The following is a 15,065-nucleotide window of genomic DNA, read 5'->3' on the forward strand; positions in this document are numbered from 1 at the left end:
TGCTTGCACAACCGCCGATGGTGACCGGAGGGATGGCGTCTTACATCAACGACAACAGGTGCCAATCACCCGGCCCCCATCTCACCCGTCGTGCTTGCAGTTCCCGATCGTCAGATGAAGGGGGTAGGCGGGCTCACGCTCCAGGCCCAGGCTTTCGCGATAATCCAAGGCTGCGGGGCACTGGACGGGGAGCCAGACGTAGCCGCTGGTTTCTTCTGGCGCATGGGAATACTCCAGGGTGACGGCCTGCCCGGCGAGCGCTGCCCACTGATCTAGGCGGGGAGGTTTCTCACCCCGGATCACGGAGACATGCGTGCCCCAGAGCGGCTCCTGCAGGGTGCGTACGCGATGGTGCTCTGCGGCAAACAGTTCGCGAAAATAACGGCCGGCATCCGGGGCACAGCGAATGATGAGCCACCACTCGGTAGTGAACCCGTCCCGACGCACGCGGGTGCCCTTGCGATCCAATGCGGGTGCGAACTCAAAATATCCGGTGAGGGTGTACCGGGATTCGGTCATAACGATGTCCGCAACAAGGTTCTGCCATCCAGATGATGGACCGCTTCACACACGCGGGCATGACCGCCCGGTGAGGAAAGCTGCTGATTGCCAATGGGTGGGGGAAGGTCCGCGATCTGGTCAGGGATTGGCCCCCAGATCGGTGGCGCTCAGCTTGCCCACCTGGCGGTTGATGCCTTCGCGGGCGAACTCGCTCGGCGGATACTGGGTTTTGGCCTTCAGATACCAGGCGAGGGCGGAGCCGGTCTGGCGACGGTCCTCGTGTTGTTTGGCCTTCTGCAAGGCACCCACAAACTCCGTGGCCTTGATGCTGAAGTCAGAACGGAGGCGGGACACTTCCGGATCATCAGGGAACTCGGTGTAGGTCTTCTCCATGGTCTCCCAGGCACCTGCCAGGTTGGAGGACTGGGCCAGATTCGTCGCGGCGGCGATCGAGAAGTTCACCCGGCCCATGTCGGTGAGGACCTTTTTCAAGGATTCCTGACGTTGGGGATCATCCATCACGGCGGCGAGGTAGCGGCCCTGGTCGTTGTAGATCTGCCGGAAGTTCCGCTGACTGATGAGGCGGTCCAGATCAAGCGCGGCCTGGGTCTTCACGTCGGCGTTGCTGCCGATCATGTTGGTGAATTCTCTCAGCTTAGGATTGGTGGGCCAGATCATGGTGGCCTCTGTGAGGGCCTCCGTGCTGCCTTTCTGGTCACCCTGCATAGCGGAGACCTTGGCCTTGTTCAGGTGCATGTCGCTCACGGTGCGGGCGGTCTCGATCATCGCCTTGGGCTTGCTGTAGTCAAAGTCCTTGGCCAGCTTCATGAGCTTGGTCACGAGCTGTTCGGCAAGCGTGTAGTCCTTCATCTCCATGGCGGAGATGAGCTGGTTGTAGTCCCGGGTGAAATCCAGCACCATCAGCTTCTTCGGCATGGGCACGCGACGCACACGTGGCAGGTACTCGCCCACCATGAAGGCTTCGCTGATCCGCTTGGAGCCACTAGCCAAGTCACCGCGCTCCACCAAGTTGTCGAAAGCCTGGACGGCCTCATCCACATCGCGGATGGCCTCGTTGGCAAAGGCATCGAGGCCGCTGATCGTGGGAGAGGTGCCGAGAGTGGAGGCGAACATCTTCTCCGCATCGGACCCTTCCTTCAGGCTGAGAATGCCGCTCGGATCAGAGAAGATGTGGCGGTAGAACCGACAGGCCAGCACGACGTGCTCAAAACGGCGCTGCAGGGCGAACTGAATGATCAGTGCCTGGAACTCGGCCTTGGCAGTGAGCTGTGAGGTGCCCATGGCCAGCTCGTTGGCCTTCATGCGGGCCTCCAGTTCTGCGATGGTGGCGATGTACTTGGCGGTGGCGAAAGTTTGAAGCGTCTGGGACTGGGCAGCCTGCTGGTTGTTGCCTCCGCCCGTGGGGCGCGGGCCTGCTCCCGAGGCTGATCCCGTGGCGGTGGAGTGCCGGGCTTGGAAAGTTTCGCCCCGGACTCGTTCAGACATGGCGGTGTTCGTCTGGCGCAGATTGCTCACGTTTTTCTGCGCCAGCCACACTCCGTAGATGGCATTGGCCAGGGAGTCGCAAAGTTTGGCATCGATCTTGTACCCCGCCGCTTCGGGCAGCAGGGCCACGGCCTGGGGCAGGCTGGGGTTGCCACCGTTGTGGCCGGGGGAGAGCAGCTTGGTGATCTGCTCCAGCACATCCCGGTAGGCCTGATCATCGGGGGTGTTGGCTTCGGGGGAGGCGAGGTACTTCTCCAGCCGGGCCTGGAACATGCGATTGTTCGTCACGTTCCACACCTTGCCATCCCAGGCCACGTTCTCCCCCCCGATGTCCATGAAGGGAAGAGCATCACCGAGCAGGCTGCTTTTCTTCTGCTGACTGCCGCCACCCCCGCCGCCCGCTGAGGAGCTGGGCGCGGACTGAGCCGGAGCCGGCTGGGGATTCGACGGCAGGACTTGGGCGCTCAACAAAGTGGGCAAAAGAGCACCGGACGTCAGAAGGAGGCGGGTACGGAGCGACATAAGAGTTGAGTTACCTGAGGGTGATGGAGCAATGAGACGGAGAAAATGAAGACGTCCGGCTTGTTTCAGACCGGAAGACAGATAGCGGAGCGGGTCAGGACTTGGTGAGTTCCACCACTTCCAGCACGCCTGTTTCAGCCTGCACCGTGACTTTGAACTTGAAGCGCTGTCCGCGTTGAATGTTGGTGCTGTTCAGTTTTTGGGGCACCAGCACGGGGAGGGGGGATGAGTCGGAACTGTCCTCCACCAGCACACTGAAAAGCCGCCCCTCGGCTGAGCGCCAGTTGTCCAGGCGCTCCTCGATGGTGCCTTCCACCTGGTAGGTGTTCCCGCTCAGGGCATTGGAGTTTTCCAGATACTCACGCACGCTGAGCTGGGAGGTGCCATTGAAATTGGCTCCCGAGGTGCGGTGCATGAGGGTGTAGCCCCCCCAGATGAAGACCGCGACGGCGGCGACAATGATGACAACGTGTACGGGACTGAGAGAAGATTTGGCTCGGCGGGCCATGGGGTGGCAGAGGGGTGCGGTGACGACGTAAAGTGGGAAATCAGCGGGGCGGAATTATCCCAGTGATTCTGTGCAGGTCAGTGTGGGGAACTCCAGTCTTTTGTGCGGTGAGGTCTGTGAATCTCGCCCGCACGGATATGGGGGTCAATCCCATTGAGATTTCTTGATGCCTGCGTAGGCCAGCGTGAGACCGATGATGAGGTGAATGCTCAGCACAAAAATGGCCAGATTGGCCGGCTCCAGGCTGGTACTGGTGATCGCCTTCACCCCATCATAGAAGGAGGTGCTCTTCATCGTGTTGAGGCTGCCGGACCAGCTCCAGTAGGCGACGATGAATGGCTGGACGAAGGGTTCAATCACCTTGGGCAGGGTCAGCACTGCGCCGCTCAGCGGGAGCTGGAAGCCGACCAGGTAGATGCTGAGGATGGTGGCCTTCTCTGGTGAGCGCATGAGCCCGGAGATGCCCAGGCACACGGCTGTCATGGAGGCAGAGGCCATCACCAACAGGACTAGCTTCACCACCAAATCACCCGGAATGCCGTTGCATAACATCTCCACGAACAGGCCCATCCATAAAGCCTGCGCGAGCACGAAGGTCCCCAGGAAGAGGATCTTGCTGAGCAGGTAGCTGATGGCACGCAATCCGCCCAAGCGTTCACGCTCCAGGATGTCACGTTCCGCTGCGATCTCACGGGCGGCGTTGTTGGAAGCCATCAGCGTGACCAGCACCACCTGCATGAGCACCAACCCTGAAACAATGCCGCCTGCCTTGAGGAGGCTCGCCCGGTGAGCGATCTGCTCCTTGATGTCCAGCAGCACGTTGGCATCCTGCCGCACGGACATCTGCCGCACCTGAGGCACGCCTTCAAAGCCGAAGATCACCACCAGGAGGGGGAAGCCAAAGAGCATGGCGGCCTGGAGCCACATCTGGGAGCGGTCACGCTTGAAGATGGTCCAGCGGCGTCGCAGAAGCTCACGAGTCTGCGCAAAGACACCCGGCAGACGGTGGGGGGCATCTACCTCCACATCGTGCTCGTGGCGCTTGTGGTGCTTCTTGTTCTCCTCCTCCTCCTCAGCCGCCTTCTTTTTGTCGCGGTTCTTCTTGTGTTTGCCCCAGGAGTCTTCTTCCTCGGGCTCTTTGTTGGCGGAGTCCTTGTCGCTTTCCTTCTGCTTCTTCAGGTCGGATTCATCCTCGTCGGTCAGGGCCTTGGCACTGGGGAGTTTGATACGATCCGGCTCGCGGTTCTCTACGATTTTGGCATCAGAAAACGGCACCTCTTCTGCCGGGGCCAGCTTGTAGGCCTTGTAGTACGAGTCGCGGTGTCGTGCCCAGGAGTCACCCCAGCGCTCGGCGCTGCGGCGGGCGAGCTTCGGGTAGATGTCCTCCGCCTGCTCCACGCTGAAGTAGTGGTTCAGCGCCCGCGGTGGGCCGTGGTACACCACGCGGCCTTCATGTAGCACGAGTACGGTGTCGAAGAGCGACAGGTTCGTGAGGCTGTGGGTCACGTTGATGACGATGCGCTTGTCATTCTGACGCGCCAGATCATGCAGGAGCTGGGTGATTTCCCGCTCCGATTTCGGGTCCAGACCGCTCGTGACCTCGTCGCAGAGCAGCAGGTTCGGGTTGGTAACGAGCTCCAGGGCCAGCCCCAGACGGCGCTTCTGGCCGCCGGAGAGCACCTTTACCTGCCGGTCGCCCAGCGTGGTGAGCCCGGTCTGCTTCATGACCTGCTCCACCACCGCCCAGGCAGACTCGTGATCAGCCTGACGGGTGCGCAGTGCCACGGCGCTGGCCACGCACTCCTCCACCGTCAGCAGATCATGCGCGATGCTGAACTGGGGCACGTAGCCGAGTTCAGAGGGGTGCAAATCGCCGTCCTCTGCCAGATTGCGGCCCTGCCAGCGGATCTCGCCATTGTCCTCCTCTTTGAGGCCGGCGATGGTCTTCAGCAGTGTGGTCTTCCCACAGCCGGAGGGGCCCACGATGGCCAGCAGATGCCCGGTGGGCACGGAGAAGGTCACATCGTCCAATAAGGCCTGCGACTCTCCGTCGCGTTCCAACGTCAGGGAAATATTGCGGAGTTCGAGCATGAGAAGAGCGTTTCAGGCTGCCGGGGGATTAAAGCGGAATTTGATGGGCTGGCGAGAAAAACTTGTCTAACGTGCCAGCGCGCCGTTTTCTCCATTGCTGGCAAACTCATGAGCCGTCGTTCCCATCGCCCTAGTCCGATCAAGCAATTCATTCTGTGGAGCTTGCTCGCGTGCGTCCTCATCGTCACCGCCCTGGGCCTCTACGGCTACTTCTGGGTGCAAAGCTACCTGCGCAGCGATGCCATCCGGGTGATGCTGGAAGCCCGACTGGGACAGCTGGCGCAGGGGGAGGCCAAACTGACCTCCCTGGAGTGGTCCGGTCCCGCTGCCTACATTTCCACCGCCTCGCTGACGCCGGGACAACCCACTGGCTGGCGGAAAGTGGAGGCAGAGGGGGTGCAGTCCCAGGTGGACTGGAGTGGGGTTCGCGAAGGGGTGTGGCGGGTGCCCGTCGTGACCATGGACTGGTTGAAGCTCGAACTCACGCCTCCCCCAGCGCCAGCGGTTCAAGGGGCAACGGCAGTTGTCGAGAAGGCTCCCGCGTCGGTGGTGGCAGATTCTCCGACACCCGTCGCTCCACCTTCCGCTCCCGCTTGGTTGCAAGGCTGGATCCCGCAGCGAACGGATGTTCAGAAGGTGGAAGTCGCTTCACTGGAGGTTGGCCCTCCGAAGGGGGCCCTCGGCACGCGGTTGCATGAGGCCAGGGTGGTCGCCAAGCCGGCGGTCGATGCTGGAGCCTGGACCCTGGAAGGGCGCGGGGGTAAGCTGTTGCTGCCCGGCTGGAAGGATGACCTCGCCCTGCAAGTGGTGAACGCGCGGGTGGACGGGCGAGCGCTGACGATCAATCACGGTGCCGCCCGCTGGCTTGGAGACAGTGAGATCACTGCCCGGGGCGAATTGCCTTTTCAGGGGGGGCGTCCGTGGAAGTTCACCGGTGCGATCACACATCTGGAACTTCGCCACGCGTTGCCGCCAGCCTGGCAGAATAAGCTGCACGGGGTGTTGGAGGCTGACTATGAGGTGGAGCCCGGCGTTCTCTCTGCGAGCGTGACGGTGAAGAACGGTGTGGTGGAGAACTTGCCCTTGCTCACCCGCATTGCCGACTTCACCCGCACAGACCGCTTCCGCCGGGTGGCTCTGGAGCAGGCCAAAGGGGATGTCACCCGTCGTGGGGCGGATCTGGAGATCAGGAAGCTGGTGCTGCAGTCGAGCGGACTGCTCCGCATTGAGGGGGATCTCGACATCAAGGGCAGGGATCTGAGCGGAATCCTCCAGGTAGGCGTGTCCACAGATGCCCTGCGCTGGATGCCGGGAGCACAGACCCAGGTCTTCACGGAAAGCCGTCCCAGCGGCCCGCCCGGGTTTGCCTGGACGGAGGTGCGGCTCACTGGCACTTTGGATTCCCCACGGGAGGATCTGAGCAATCGCCTCCTGGCCGCCATGGGGAAGGAACTGATCGCGGCCCCCCTGGGTATGGCGGAGAAGGGGATCGAGGTGCTGGGAACGGCAGGCGGTGAGCCTGGCAAAGGAGCTGCCGAGGTGGGCAAAGAGGTGCTCAAGACCACGGAGGATGCCGCAGGCAAGGTCATGGAAAGCGGTGCAGATCTGCTGAAAGGCGTGGTGCCGCTGTTTGGGAAGTAGAAGACGATGGTGAGGGTTCGTGCGGCAAGCTTCGTCGCAGATTGCTTACAATTCAGGCGTTGACGGTTTTTTGGCGGCCTGAAAGCATGGCCGCCATGAAAGCGCTCAGCCTCGCGTGCCTGCTCTTCGTGGTTTCTCTGAATGCTCCTGCTTCAGCTGCGGAGCAGGAGGACGTGGCAAAATTGCTGGCGAAGGCCCAGTCGGCACAGAAGAGCAAGAACTTCGATGAGGCTATTGATGCCTATGAACTCGCCTTGAAGGCGGACTTGGGCACCACGACGAAGACCGTCGTCTTGATCAATCTCGGTGCTGCCTACAACGGCAAGCGTCAGTGGGACAAGGCCGTAGCCTGCTTCGAGGCCGCGCAGAAGTTACAGCCGGAGCAACCTGCCTCCTGGTACTTCATGGGGGAATCGCTTTTTGCCCTGAGCCGGCTGGAGGAGTCTCTGGCAGCCTACACTCAGGCCATCAAACTTCTGCCCAAAGAGGCGGCATTCTACAGTGGCCGGGCCAGCCTGTATCTGAAGATGGGCAAGTACGACCTGGCCCTGGAGGATTGTGATGAGGCCGTCAGGTTCGAGCCCAAAACCGCTCTGCACTATGACAAACGGGCGGCCGTGTACTATGCCCAGAGCAATGTACCCGCGGCGGAACGCAACTATACCGAGGCGATCCAACTGGATCCGGCCAATGTCTCTGCCTTGAACAATCGCGGGGTGCTCTACCTGCACACCCAGCAGTGGGACAAGGCCATCGCCGATCTGAGTCTCGCCCTGAAACTTGCTCCTGAGCAGGACAGTGCCTGGTGCAATCGCGCCCAAGTCTATGCTCGCATGGGGGACTGGGCCAAAGCGCGGAGTGACTATAAGAAGGCCGTGGAGCTCTTTCCCAAGGATGAGACCAGCTGGACGGGGCTGGCGATTCTCTACGGATCCTGCCCTGACGAACGCTATCGTGACGGCAAGTTGGCGGTCGAGGCCGCGACGAAGGCGGGTGAGTTGCTTGCATGGAAGAGCTCCAAAGAACTCGATGTCCTGGCCATTGCTCATGCCCAGGCGGGCCAATTCGACAAGGCGGTCGAGGCTGTAGATAAGGCGCTGGCATTGCTCGGACCCTCCGCACCGGAGCGGGACAGCATTCTACAGCATCGTGCCCTTTTTTTGAAGAAGGAGGCCTTCCTCCAGACAGGGGGGGAGTGGGACTCGGTGGCTGCGGCCAAGGCGCTGGACACTGCGGATAGCTGGATGGCGGCTGGGAACATCGCCCTGTTGCAAAAGAACTATGACAAGGCGTTTGAGCTGTTTTCCAAGGTTCTAGAGCACAACCCGAGTCGCGAGGATCGTGCCATGGCCCTGAGCTGCCAGACGCTTGTTCATGTGCAGCGTGAGCAGTGGGATCTGGCGCTGAAGACGGCCGCTGCTGCCATCGAGCTTTCTCCCAATGAGGAATCGATCTACCGGCTCCGGGCCAAGGCTTGGCAGGGGAAAGGGGAGTTGGAGAAGGCCGTTGCTGACTTCAGCGAAGTCCTCCGGATCACTCCTGACGATTCCAAGGCGCAATGCGAGCGGGGAAGCCTGTACAAGCTCCTGGGCAAGCCTGATCTGGCGGAGAAGGATTTCACCGCTGTGATCGAACGGGCACCGAAGAATCTGGATGGAAGGGCGATGAGAGCGCTGCTCTATCTGAATGAGGGGCGCTGGATCGAGTGCCTGCGTGACGGGGATCGCATGCTGGAGCTCAAACCGGATATGTCCGAGGCGCTCAGCATGCAGACTCTGGTGCTCGCCATGTCCCCCGATCCCACCATCCGGGACGGGAAGCGGGCGGTGGCCAAAGGAACGCGGGCCTGTGAACTGACCCATTGGCAGGACTGGCAAAACATGTCCCACCTCGCTTCGGCCCATGCGGAGAGTGGGGAGTTTCAGGCGGCGGACAAGGTGCTGCAACGGGCTCTGGCGCTCAAGGATCTCCCAGAGTCGGCCGTCAACCAGTTGCAGAGAATGAGGCTGCAGTACGCGAAAGGGAAGCCGCTCTACATGAGTGCCAAAGGTCGACCTGGGGCGGGGCGGTGACTGGATGGGGACAGTCTTGACGCCGCTCCGCAGAATGGGGATAATGCCGCCATGCGCCAGACAACACGTGGATCCTTTTCTCTGAGCACCTTGGCCGCACTGCTCTGCCTCTGGCTCGCAGGGCTGCCGGGCATGGTTCGAGCTGTTACGCCGGAAGAGGCGCTCCAGCTCGATGGCAAGAACGGCACCATTGAGGGCATCGTGAGCGACGTGAACATCACGGAGCGTGGACACGCTTTCATCAACATGGGCGGGGTCTATCCCAACCACACCTTCACGGCTTACGTGCCGGCGGTCATCGTGCCCATCCTGGGAAAGGAGTACCTCGAGAGCCTGCGGGGGAAGGACATTGCCGTCACGGGCAAGATCAAGATCTACAAGGGCAAGCCGGAGATCGTGTACAACAAGAAGGATCAGGTGGTGGTGAAAGGCGGGGAGTCTGAGAAGAAAGAGGGCGGGAAGTAGCTTTTTTTGAACCGATGGGCTTGCGGAGGGCTCAAAGGTGTTACTGCTCCGATGATGAAAGCTCCGTCCGCCATGCTTGCCATCCTCTTGGGAGGTTTTTCCTGCGCTTCCCTTCTCTCCGGACAGTTGCCGTCCGAGCTGCGGGCACCCGACCTTTTGGCTCCTGTGGTGCCATCGATACCCTTGATGAGTGAAGGCCTGCAGGGCGAGGCGGGTATGCTAAAACCTCTAGTGGATATCGTCCTTCCCCGGCCGGAACTCAGTGAACAGATTCGCGCGACAATCGATTTCGTCTTGATCGTCCCGCTGGTTCAAGAGTCTGGAATTCCCGTGCGACGCGACGTTGATGCAGGAGGGAAGTTGCCGGATCCATGGCGGTTGGACCAGTCGCCCCGGATGAAACTGAGAAAGTTCAGGGTTCAACCGTAGAGGCGGAGAATATTTATTTCGCAAGGGGAAATAAATGGGTAGAATCCGCTCGCCCGCCCTCCCTGCCCATGTCAGAAGATTCCCTGCTACGCGATGTTGCCGCCGTCAACAGCATCTCTGCGGTGCCCACGATCCTGGATGTCGTGTGCCGGACGACCGGCATGAAATTTGCCGCCGTCGCCCGGGTGACGGAAGATCGGTGGGTGGCTTGTAGTGTGCTGGATAGTCTGGATTTTGGTCTCAAACCGGGCGGGGAACTCAAGCTGGAAACGACGATCTGCAATGAGATCCGGTGTGCGAGGCAGCCGGTGGTGATCGATGAGGTGCGTGAAGATCCTCTGTACCGGGATCACCACACGCCCAAGATCTATGGATTCCAGAGCTACATCTCCATGCCCATCTTCCTGCCGGGTGGGGAGTTCTTCGGCACGCTGTGTGCCATTGATCCCAGTCCGCATCGCCTGAATACGCCGGAGGTCATGGGCATGTTCAGGCTCTTTGCCGATCTCATTTCAAGCCATCTGGGTGCGCTGGAGCGAGTTGTGAACAGTGAGCAACAGGTCACGGCCGAGCGACAGGTCTCCCAGCGGCGGGAGCAATTCATCGGCGTCTTGGGGCATGATTTGCGCAGCCCTCTGGGGGCCATTTCCATGGGGGCGGTGATTCTCAAAGAGAGTGGCCTGAACGGGGATCAGGAGGCGACCGTGGCCATGATGGAGCGGAACGTGACCAAGATCGCTGACCTGGTGGATGACATCATGGATCTCACCCGCGGCCGGTTGGGGGGCGGGATCTCGCTGGAACATCTCACCGACGCCCCACTGGAGCCGATGCTCCGGCAGATCGTGGAGCAGGAGCAGACTGTCAGGCCGCAGCCCGTCATCGAGTGCGAGTTCGCCATCGATCAACCTGTTTCCTATGACCGCAACCGGATGGGGCAGCTGTTCTCCAACCTCCTCTCCAATGCCATGAAGTATGGCCGCCCGGGGGTGCCGGTGATGGTGCGTGCGTCTGCTGATCAGGAATGGTTCATCCTCTCTGTCACCAATGGCACGGATCCCATCCCTCAGGAGGAACTGGACAAACTCTTCCTCCCCTTCATGCGGGGACCCGGGGCGAGGGAGGAGAAGGGGTTGGGCTTGGGGCTCTACATTGCCTCAGAAATTGCCGCTTCGCACGGTGGCAAGCTTGAAGCGATGTCAGGAGAGGGGGAGATGTGCTTTACCTTCACCATGCCAGTGAGGCAGGCGGCGTGATTTGCGGTCCCGCCTGGGATGGCGGAGGGAAGCCGGGTTCGATGAGGTAACCCAACGATCGATCACTCGCCGGCTGTGGTCACCCGGGTTGCTGACCATCGTTTGGGTGTTGCTCCTTCAATCTTGTCGATCGAATCACGGAAGATTCCGCCGTGCTCGGAGGTCTCGCCCGGGATGGACACTATCAGCATGACGTCCTTGATCTGCCAGGTACCGGATTGGGTGATGTCATTGGTGGTTGATTCCAGCTTTCCGTCGGGGAGAAAGTGCAGTTCGAGCTTTCCCAGTGGACCTGTGTATAGCCAGGTGGAGTCCGCGAGGGCCTCTTTCGACATCTGGTTTAAGGCGGGGGCGAATTTCTGCGTCAGCTGATCTTGCTTCGCCTTGTCTTCCATGGAGGTGAAGATCAGCTGTTCGCCAATGATCAGACCCGCGAGCAGGAGCGCGGTGACAACCGAAGTTCGTCCGGTGAGGAGTCCGTAGAGCATGACGGGGTTGGGGGCAGGAGACGGGCAGTGAACCCGCCATAACCCGATCAGCCCCGGTTTCAACCCACAAGTTTCTTCAGCGCCGACGGTTATCCGATTCGGTAACTGGCCATGCGAGGGACGCAGTACGCCTTGGGAGAGACTCCAACCCTCCCAAGGCGTGTTAACTGTGGGTACAGCTTGGAAAAACTCAAAGTCACTTCGCGGATGAGCGGCTCTGAACCTTTCGTGAGGTCATACTACAAAAAACGACCCTGGGGCGTATACCCCGCAATTGTGGGGGGAACCGGCGGTTGTGTCCTCCTATCGGTCCGGTAGCCTTCCTGCTTATGGCAGATACCTCTTCCCCAAGGCAACTTCGAATCCTGGTGGTGGAGGATCATGTCGATACGTTGAGAGCGCTAGCCCGGTATCTACGGCTGCACGGTCACGTCGTCACGGAGGCGTGTGACATGGGAAGCGCCCGCAAGCGGCTTCAGGAAAGCGTGCACGACCTTCTGCTCTGTGACAAGCACCTCCCAGACGGAGATGGGTGGACGTTGCTGAACGAAACCGACGTGGGCCAGTCCTCCATCTACGCCGTCGCGATGAGCGCTGGTGCCTCGAAACAGGATGTGACGATGGCGACTGCCGCTGGCTACGCCGAATTCATTCCCAAGCCTTTCGCAGTGGGGCAACTGGACCTGGTCGTAAGGAACGCCCTGGCCCACGGAATGACGTTCAGGAACTGAGGAGCATTGGAGGGCGCTCCCGGGAGCTCTGCAGCAAGGGCTGGTCTGGCATTCGTCCCTGTTTAAGAAGAGGTGTTTGCCATAGATTCTGGAAAATTGCCTCAAGCCACCCGCAAGGTGCTACCAAGTGACCGGCAACCTAACGTCAACTGACCAGCAATCATCCGGCAACCGATCTGCAAGAGTAATCTCAAAGCCTCCTCAAGTACCCCCGCAACATTAAGGAGAAATTCCTCCAATGAGAAAGGCGACTAATAAAAATGTCTCTCAATGATCTGGCTCTCTAGAAAGGGAGAGTGTGTGTTTCGGGCTGGCCCAAATGCTCGCGATCATCGAGAGCAGGACTCAAAGAGTTGCCAGTGGGGCGGATGCGACCGCTTGGTCGGAAGCTTTCGGAACTTGCAGCCTACCCATTTTGGGTTGGGCGAAGGGGATGGAGCCGAAGGCGGGAATTGAACCCGCGACCCGCGCATTACGAATGCGCTGCTCTACCTCTGAGCTACTTCGGCGTTCCGGGCTGGCAATGTATAGGGGGCTTTTCCGTTTTGTCACCCAGTTTCTTTTCTTGATGATCAAAATCTCTGAGGGAATTGCCAAAATCCTGCTAGCCTCCACCTGCAATCTCGGTTTCATGCCACATGCTTGAATTTGTCCGAACGCTGCAGCGACTGTGGCGCAAAGTTCCATTTCGACACGTCCTGGCGGCGACCGTCTTTCTTGCGGTCGTTGGGGAGCAGTATCCGTTTTCGAACTTTCCGATGTATTCGCACCTCGACAAGGAAGCGGATGTTCTCTATGTGACAGACCAGACCGACCGGGTGCTTCCTATGGAGAAGCTCTTTGGAACGAGCTCCAGCACCCAGAAGAAGGTTTTCATCACGGAACTGAAGGAGATCTGCAACCCAAAGGGGCGGGACACGCGGGATGCCCTGCCGGATGAGCGCAGTGCCGCCGGCGCCAAGCTCGGGGAGAAGCTCTTCCCCAAGCTGAAGCCTCACAATCTGGCCCAGATGGGCGGGGAGGTGAAGGGACTTCGCATTTACTACAAGGTCTTCACCGTGGAATCGGGGGCGATCGCCACAGGAGCCCCTCAACTCGTGGCTGAAAAAGCCCTATGAAATACTTCTCTGCCTCCAACGCAATGTCAGCAGCTTCTCATCGCCGCTCGCGGTTCGACGCGGGCGATTTCCACTTTGGCCCGGTGGAGCTCCTCCTCATGCGCCTTGGCTTTGCGCTCCTCGTGTTTTTTGCCATCAAGTGGGAGGTGTCCAGCCTGGGCGCTGCCGATCCCAAAAAGCTCAGCGGGCTGACTCATCTGGTCAATCTGGACTGGCTGCGCTCTCTGGCTCCCATCTGGCTCTGGCAGACCGTCACGATCTTGGGGCTGCTCTCTTATGTGGCTGGCATCGCTCCGGCGCTGTCTCTGTTCCCGGCATTGTTCTTCAGTATCGGGATTGGCACCCTGGCCAACTCCCAGGGCGCAGCCAACCACAGCACGCAGCTCATTTCGATGATCGTGCTGGGGCAGTTCATCGCCTACATCTGGCCGAGGAGACAGGAGCTGGGCGGCCCGCCTTCCACTTGGGCCTTCCCGGATCTCTCGGTGCACCAGAAAGTGGTCTACGTCTCCATGGTGATCTTCGCCGCCAGCTACGTGGTCTGCGGCTGGGTGAAGCTGGACAACTCCGACTGGAAGTGGATTCAGAATGTCCCCAACCTTTCGGTTGAACTCCAGAAGAGCAACTGGAGCGAGTACTACGACACCCTGACTCCGGTGCCGGATTCCCTGCAATCGGTGGTGTCGATGATGAATGAGCACCCCAACTTTGCGCGGGTGCTCTTCGGCAGCGGCCTGCTGATTGAACTCTTCGCCTTTCTGGCCCTGATCGGGCGTCGCTGGGCCTTCTTCTACGGAGTGATCATCATTCTGTTCCACCTGAGTGTGAGCCGCCTGATGCAGCTCGACTTCTGGTATCACATGGGGGCTGCTCTGGTCTTCCTTGTGAACCTCCCGGGGCTGAAGCGGACTTTTGTCGGCAAGCCAGACCGGCTGACGCTGTAGAATTCCATCTCCAGACATACTTGAAGCGGGATCCGGTGGGTCCCGCTTTTTTTGTGGGAGAGCAGGTTCGCATCCGCGAGTGGGCGGGGCGGTTTGGCCTCGGTCGAGGGTGTCTAACTTAAATGTTACGAGGATGTCACCTCCGCGTTAGATGGGGCCGATAGGGTGGGGCACCCATGTCTCGCTCCTCTGCTGATGCCTCTCCTTCCTCCGGTGCCACCCGCGCTGTCTCTCCGGGATCCGTTCGCGCGAGACTGATGGATCTGGTGAGCCGGTTCCGGCTGCCTCTGTGGAATGCGCTGTTCCTCTTTGTGGGCTTTCAGCTGGTCCGGGTGCTGCTGGTGGCGAGGTTTCATCCCGCTGAGGCCCAGCCGTTGGGCTCCTATGTGCGGCTCTTTCTGGTGGGGTTGCATCGGGATCTGGTGGTGTCGCTCTTGCTCAGCACACCGCTGGGGCTGTGGTGCGCCATGACATCGAGCCGTGGGGCGGCCGCTCCGGGGAAATGGTCTCGTGCCCTGCTCATTGTTTTCCTGGGATTCTCCTGGCTGCTTCAGGTGTTCCTCCTGGTGGCTGAGTTCAACTTCTTTGCGGAGTTCAACTCCCGGTTCAACACGGTGGCGATCGACTACCTGATCTATCCGCATGAGGTCTTCGCGAACATGTACCAGTCCTTTCCACTCGGGTGGATTCTCGGGGGTGTCACGGCAGGGGGCTCCGTGATCACCTGGCTGCTGCTGAAGGTGGCCGGCCCAACGCGCCGGCCGACCCGGAGTGTTGGCCAGGCTCCGCGTCG

Annotated in this window: 13 protein-coding genes, 1 tRNA gene and 1 pseudogene; 9 read left to right on the forward strand and 6 right to left on the reverse strand. The window is 60.3% G+C overall.

Annotation, left to right across the window (positions count from 1 at the left end; all coding sequences use genetic code 11):
* Window positions 1-81: 81 nt before the first annotated feature.
* The 4 genes from BV106_RS19480 to BV106_RS19495 form a co-directional block, all read right to left on the reverse strand.
* Window positions 82-519 carry a hypothetical protein gene (locus BV106_RS19480; protein ID WP_038167378.1) on the reverse strand — a complete coding sequence of 146 codons (438 nt, stop codon included), beginning with the start codon at window positions 517-519 and terminating at the stop codon, window positions 82-84.
* A 120-nt stretch (window positions 520-639) separates the two neighbouring features.
* Window positions 640-2,529 carry a hypothetical protein gene (locus BV106_RS19485; protein WP_038167379.1) on the reverse strand — a complete coding sequence of 630 codons (1,890 nt, stop codon included), beginning with the start codon at window positions 2,527-2,529 and terminating at the stop codon, window positions 640-642.
* Between the two features lie 94 nt (window positions 2,530-2,623).
* Window positions 2,624-3,037 carry a hypothetical protein gene (locus BV106_RS19490; RefSeq protein ID WP_038167381.1) on the reverse strand — a complete coding sequence of 138 codons (414 nt, stop codon included), beginning with the start codon at window positions 3,035-3,037 and terminating at the stop codon, window positions 2,624-2,626.
* Window positions 3,038-3,181: 144 nt separating this feature from the next.
* Complete coding sequence (locus BV106_RS19495) at window positions 3,182-5,128, reverse strand: ATP-binding cassette domain-containing protein (RefSeq protein WP_038167383.1); 1,947 nt, start codon at window positions 5,126-5,128, stop codon at window positions 3,182-3,184.
* Between the two features lie 108 nt (window positions 5,129-5,236).
* Between BV106_RS19495 and BV106_RS19500 the strand changes: the two genes are divergently transcribed.
* The 5 genes from BV106_RS19500 (at window position 5,237) to BV106_RS19520 (ending at window position 10,991) form a co-directional block, all read left to right on the forward strand.
* The gene (locus tag BV106_RS19500) at window positions 5,237-6,769 is read left to right on the forward strand and encodes a hypothetical protein (RefSeq protein ID WP_038167385.1); all 1,533 of its coding nucleotides are present in this window, start codon (window positions 5,237-5,239) and stop codon (window positions 6,767-6,769) included.
* Window positions 6,770-6,864: 95 nt separating this feature from the next.
* Window positions 6,865-8,841: a tetratricopeptide repeat protein gene (locus tag BV106_RS19505; protein WP_265595854.1), complete on the forward strand. Its 1,977-nt coding sequence runs from the start codon at window positions 6,865-6,867 to the stop codon at window positions 8,839-8,841.
* Between the two features lie 90 nt (window positions 8,842-8,931).
* Window positions 8,932-9,306 carry a hypothetical protein gene (locus tag BV106_RS19510; RefSeq protein WP_265595855.1) on the forward strand — a complete coding sequence of 125 codons (375 nt, stop codon included), beginning with the start codon at window positions 8,932-8,934 and terminating at the stop codon, window positions 9,304-9,306.
* Between the two features lie 72 nt (window positions 9,307-9,378).
* Window positions 9,379-9,735: a hypothetical protein gene (locus tag BV106_RS19515; RefSeq protein ID WP_265595856.1), complete on the forward strand. Its 357-nt coding sequence runs from the start codon at window positions 9,379-9,381 to the stop codon at window positions 9,733-9,735.
* Window positions 9,736-9,803: 68 nt separating this feature from the next.
* Entirely contained in the window at window positions 9,804-10,991 is a 1,188-nt protein-coding gene (locus BV106_RS19520) for a GAF domain-containing sensor histidine kinase (RefSeq protein WP_038167389.1), read from the forward strand.
* 62 nt (window positions 10,992-11,053) lie between these two features.
* Here BV106_RS19520 and BV106_RS19525 read toward each other — a convergent pair whose 3' ends face one another.
* Window positions 11,054-11,479 carry a hypothetical protein gene (locus tag BV106_RS19525; RefSeq protein ID WP_038167391.1) on the reverse strand — a complete coding sequence of 142 codons (426 nt, stop codon included), beginning with the start codon at window positions 11,477-11,479 and terminating at the stop codon, window positions 11,054-11,056.
* Window positions 11,480-11,808: 329 nt separating this feature from the next.
* Here BV106_RS19525 and BV106_RS19530 point away from each other — a divergent pair, with 329 nt between their 5' ends.
* Window positions 11,809-12,210 (forward strand): response regulator, encoded by a 402-nt coding sequence (locus BV106_RS19530; RefSeq protein ID WP_038167393.1) that lies wholly within the window; start codon window positions 11,809-11,811, stop codon window positions 12,208-12,210.
* Between the two features lie 434 nt (window positions 12,211-12,644).
* Here the strand turns inward: BV106_RS19530 and BV106_RS19535 are convergent.
* Window positions 12,645-12,719, reverse strand: a tRNA-Thr gene (locus BV106_RS19535).
* A 249-nt stretch (window positions 12,720-12,968) separates the two neighbouring features.
* Between BV106_RS19535 and BV106_RS19540 the strand changes: the two genes are divergently transcribed.
* From BV106_RS19540 to BV106_RS19550, 3 genes and pseudogenes are all read left to right on the forward strand, one after another.
* The gene (locus BV106_RS19540; protein WP_265595857.1) at window positions 12,969-13,328 is read left to right on the forward strand and encodes a hypothetical protein; all 360 of its coding nucleotides are present in this window, start codon (window positions 12,969-12,971) and stop codon (window positions 13,326-13,328) included.
* Window positions 13,325-14,272, forward strand: coding sequence for a hypothetical protein (locus BV106_RS19545; protein ID WP_038167396.1), 948 nt, complete (start codon window positions 13,325-13,327; stop codon window positions 14,270-14,272). The genes BV106_RS19540 and BV106_RS19545 overlap by 4 nt, the downstream gene beginning before the upstream one ends.
* Window positions 14,273-14,448: 176 nt before the next feature.
* Window positions 14,449-15,065: pseudogene (locus BV106_RS19550) on the forward strand (hypothetical protein); the annotation flags it as partial.

The organism is Verrucomicrobium sp. BvORR106 (assembly GCF_000739655.1).
In the GTDB taxonomy this organism is placed as follows: Bacteria; Verrucomicrobiota; Verrucomicrobiia; order Verrucomicrobiales; family Verrucomicrobiaceae; genus Verrucomicrobium.

Excerpts from the sequence above, each read along its gene's own strand:
- BV106_RS19545 (WP_038167396.1), top strand. The coding sequence starts at position 13,325 with ATGAAATACTTCTCTGCCTCCAACGCAATGTCAGCAGCTTCTCATCGC.
- BV106_RS19480 (WP_038167378.1), bottom strand. The coding sequence starts at position 519 with ATGACCGAATCCCGGTACACCCTCACCGGATATTTTGAGTTCGCACCC.
- BV106_RS19500 (WP_038167385.1), top strand. The coding sequence starts at position 5,237 with ATGAGCCGTCGTTCCCATCGCCCTAGTCCGATCAAGCAATTCATTCTG.
- BV106_RS19520 (WP_038167389.1), top strand. The coding sequence starts at position 9,804 with ATGTCAGAAGATTCCCTGCTACGCGATGTTGCCGCCGTCAACAGCATC.
- BV106_RS19485 (WP_038167379.1), bottom strand. The coding sequence starts at position 2,529 with ATGTCGCTCCGTACCCGCCTCCTTCTGACGTCCGGTGCTCTTTTGCCC.
- BV106_RS19540 (WP_265595857.1), top strand. The coding sequence starts at position 12,969 with ATGTATTCGCACCTCGACAAGGAAGCGGATGTTCTCTATGTGACAGAC.
- BV106_RS19505 (WP_265595854.1), top strand. The coding sequence starts at position 6,865 with ATGAAAGCGCTCAGCCTCGCGTGCCTGCTCTTCGTGGTTTCTCTGAAT.
- BV106_RS19495 (WP_038167383.1), bottom strand. The coding sequence starts at position 5,128 with ATGCTCGAACTCCGCAATATTTCCCTGACGTTGGAACGCGACGGAGAG.
- BV106_RS19530 (WP_038167393.1), top strand. The coding sequence starts at position 11,809 with ATGGCAGATACCTCTTCCCCAAGGCAACTTCGAATCCTGGTGGTGGAG.
- BV106_RS19525 (WP_038167391.1), bottom strand. The coding sequence starts at position 11,479 with ATGCTCTACGGACTCCTCACCGGACGAACTTCGGTTGTCACCGCGCTC.
- BV106_RS19490 (WP_038167381.1), bottom strand. The coding sequence starts at position 3,037 with ATGGCCCGCCGAGCCAAATCTTCTCTCAGTCCCGTACACGTTGTCATC.
- BV106_RS19515 (WP_265595856.1), top strand. The coding sequence starts at position 9,379 with ATGCTTGCCATCCTCTTGGGAGGTTTTTCCTGCGCTTCCCTTCTCTCC.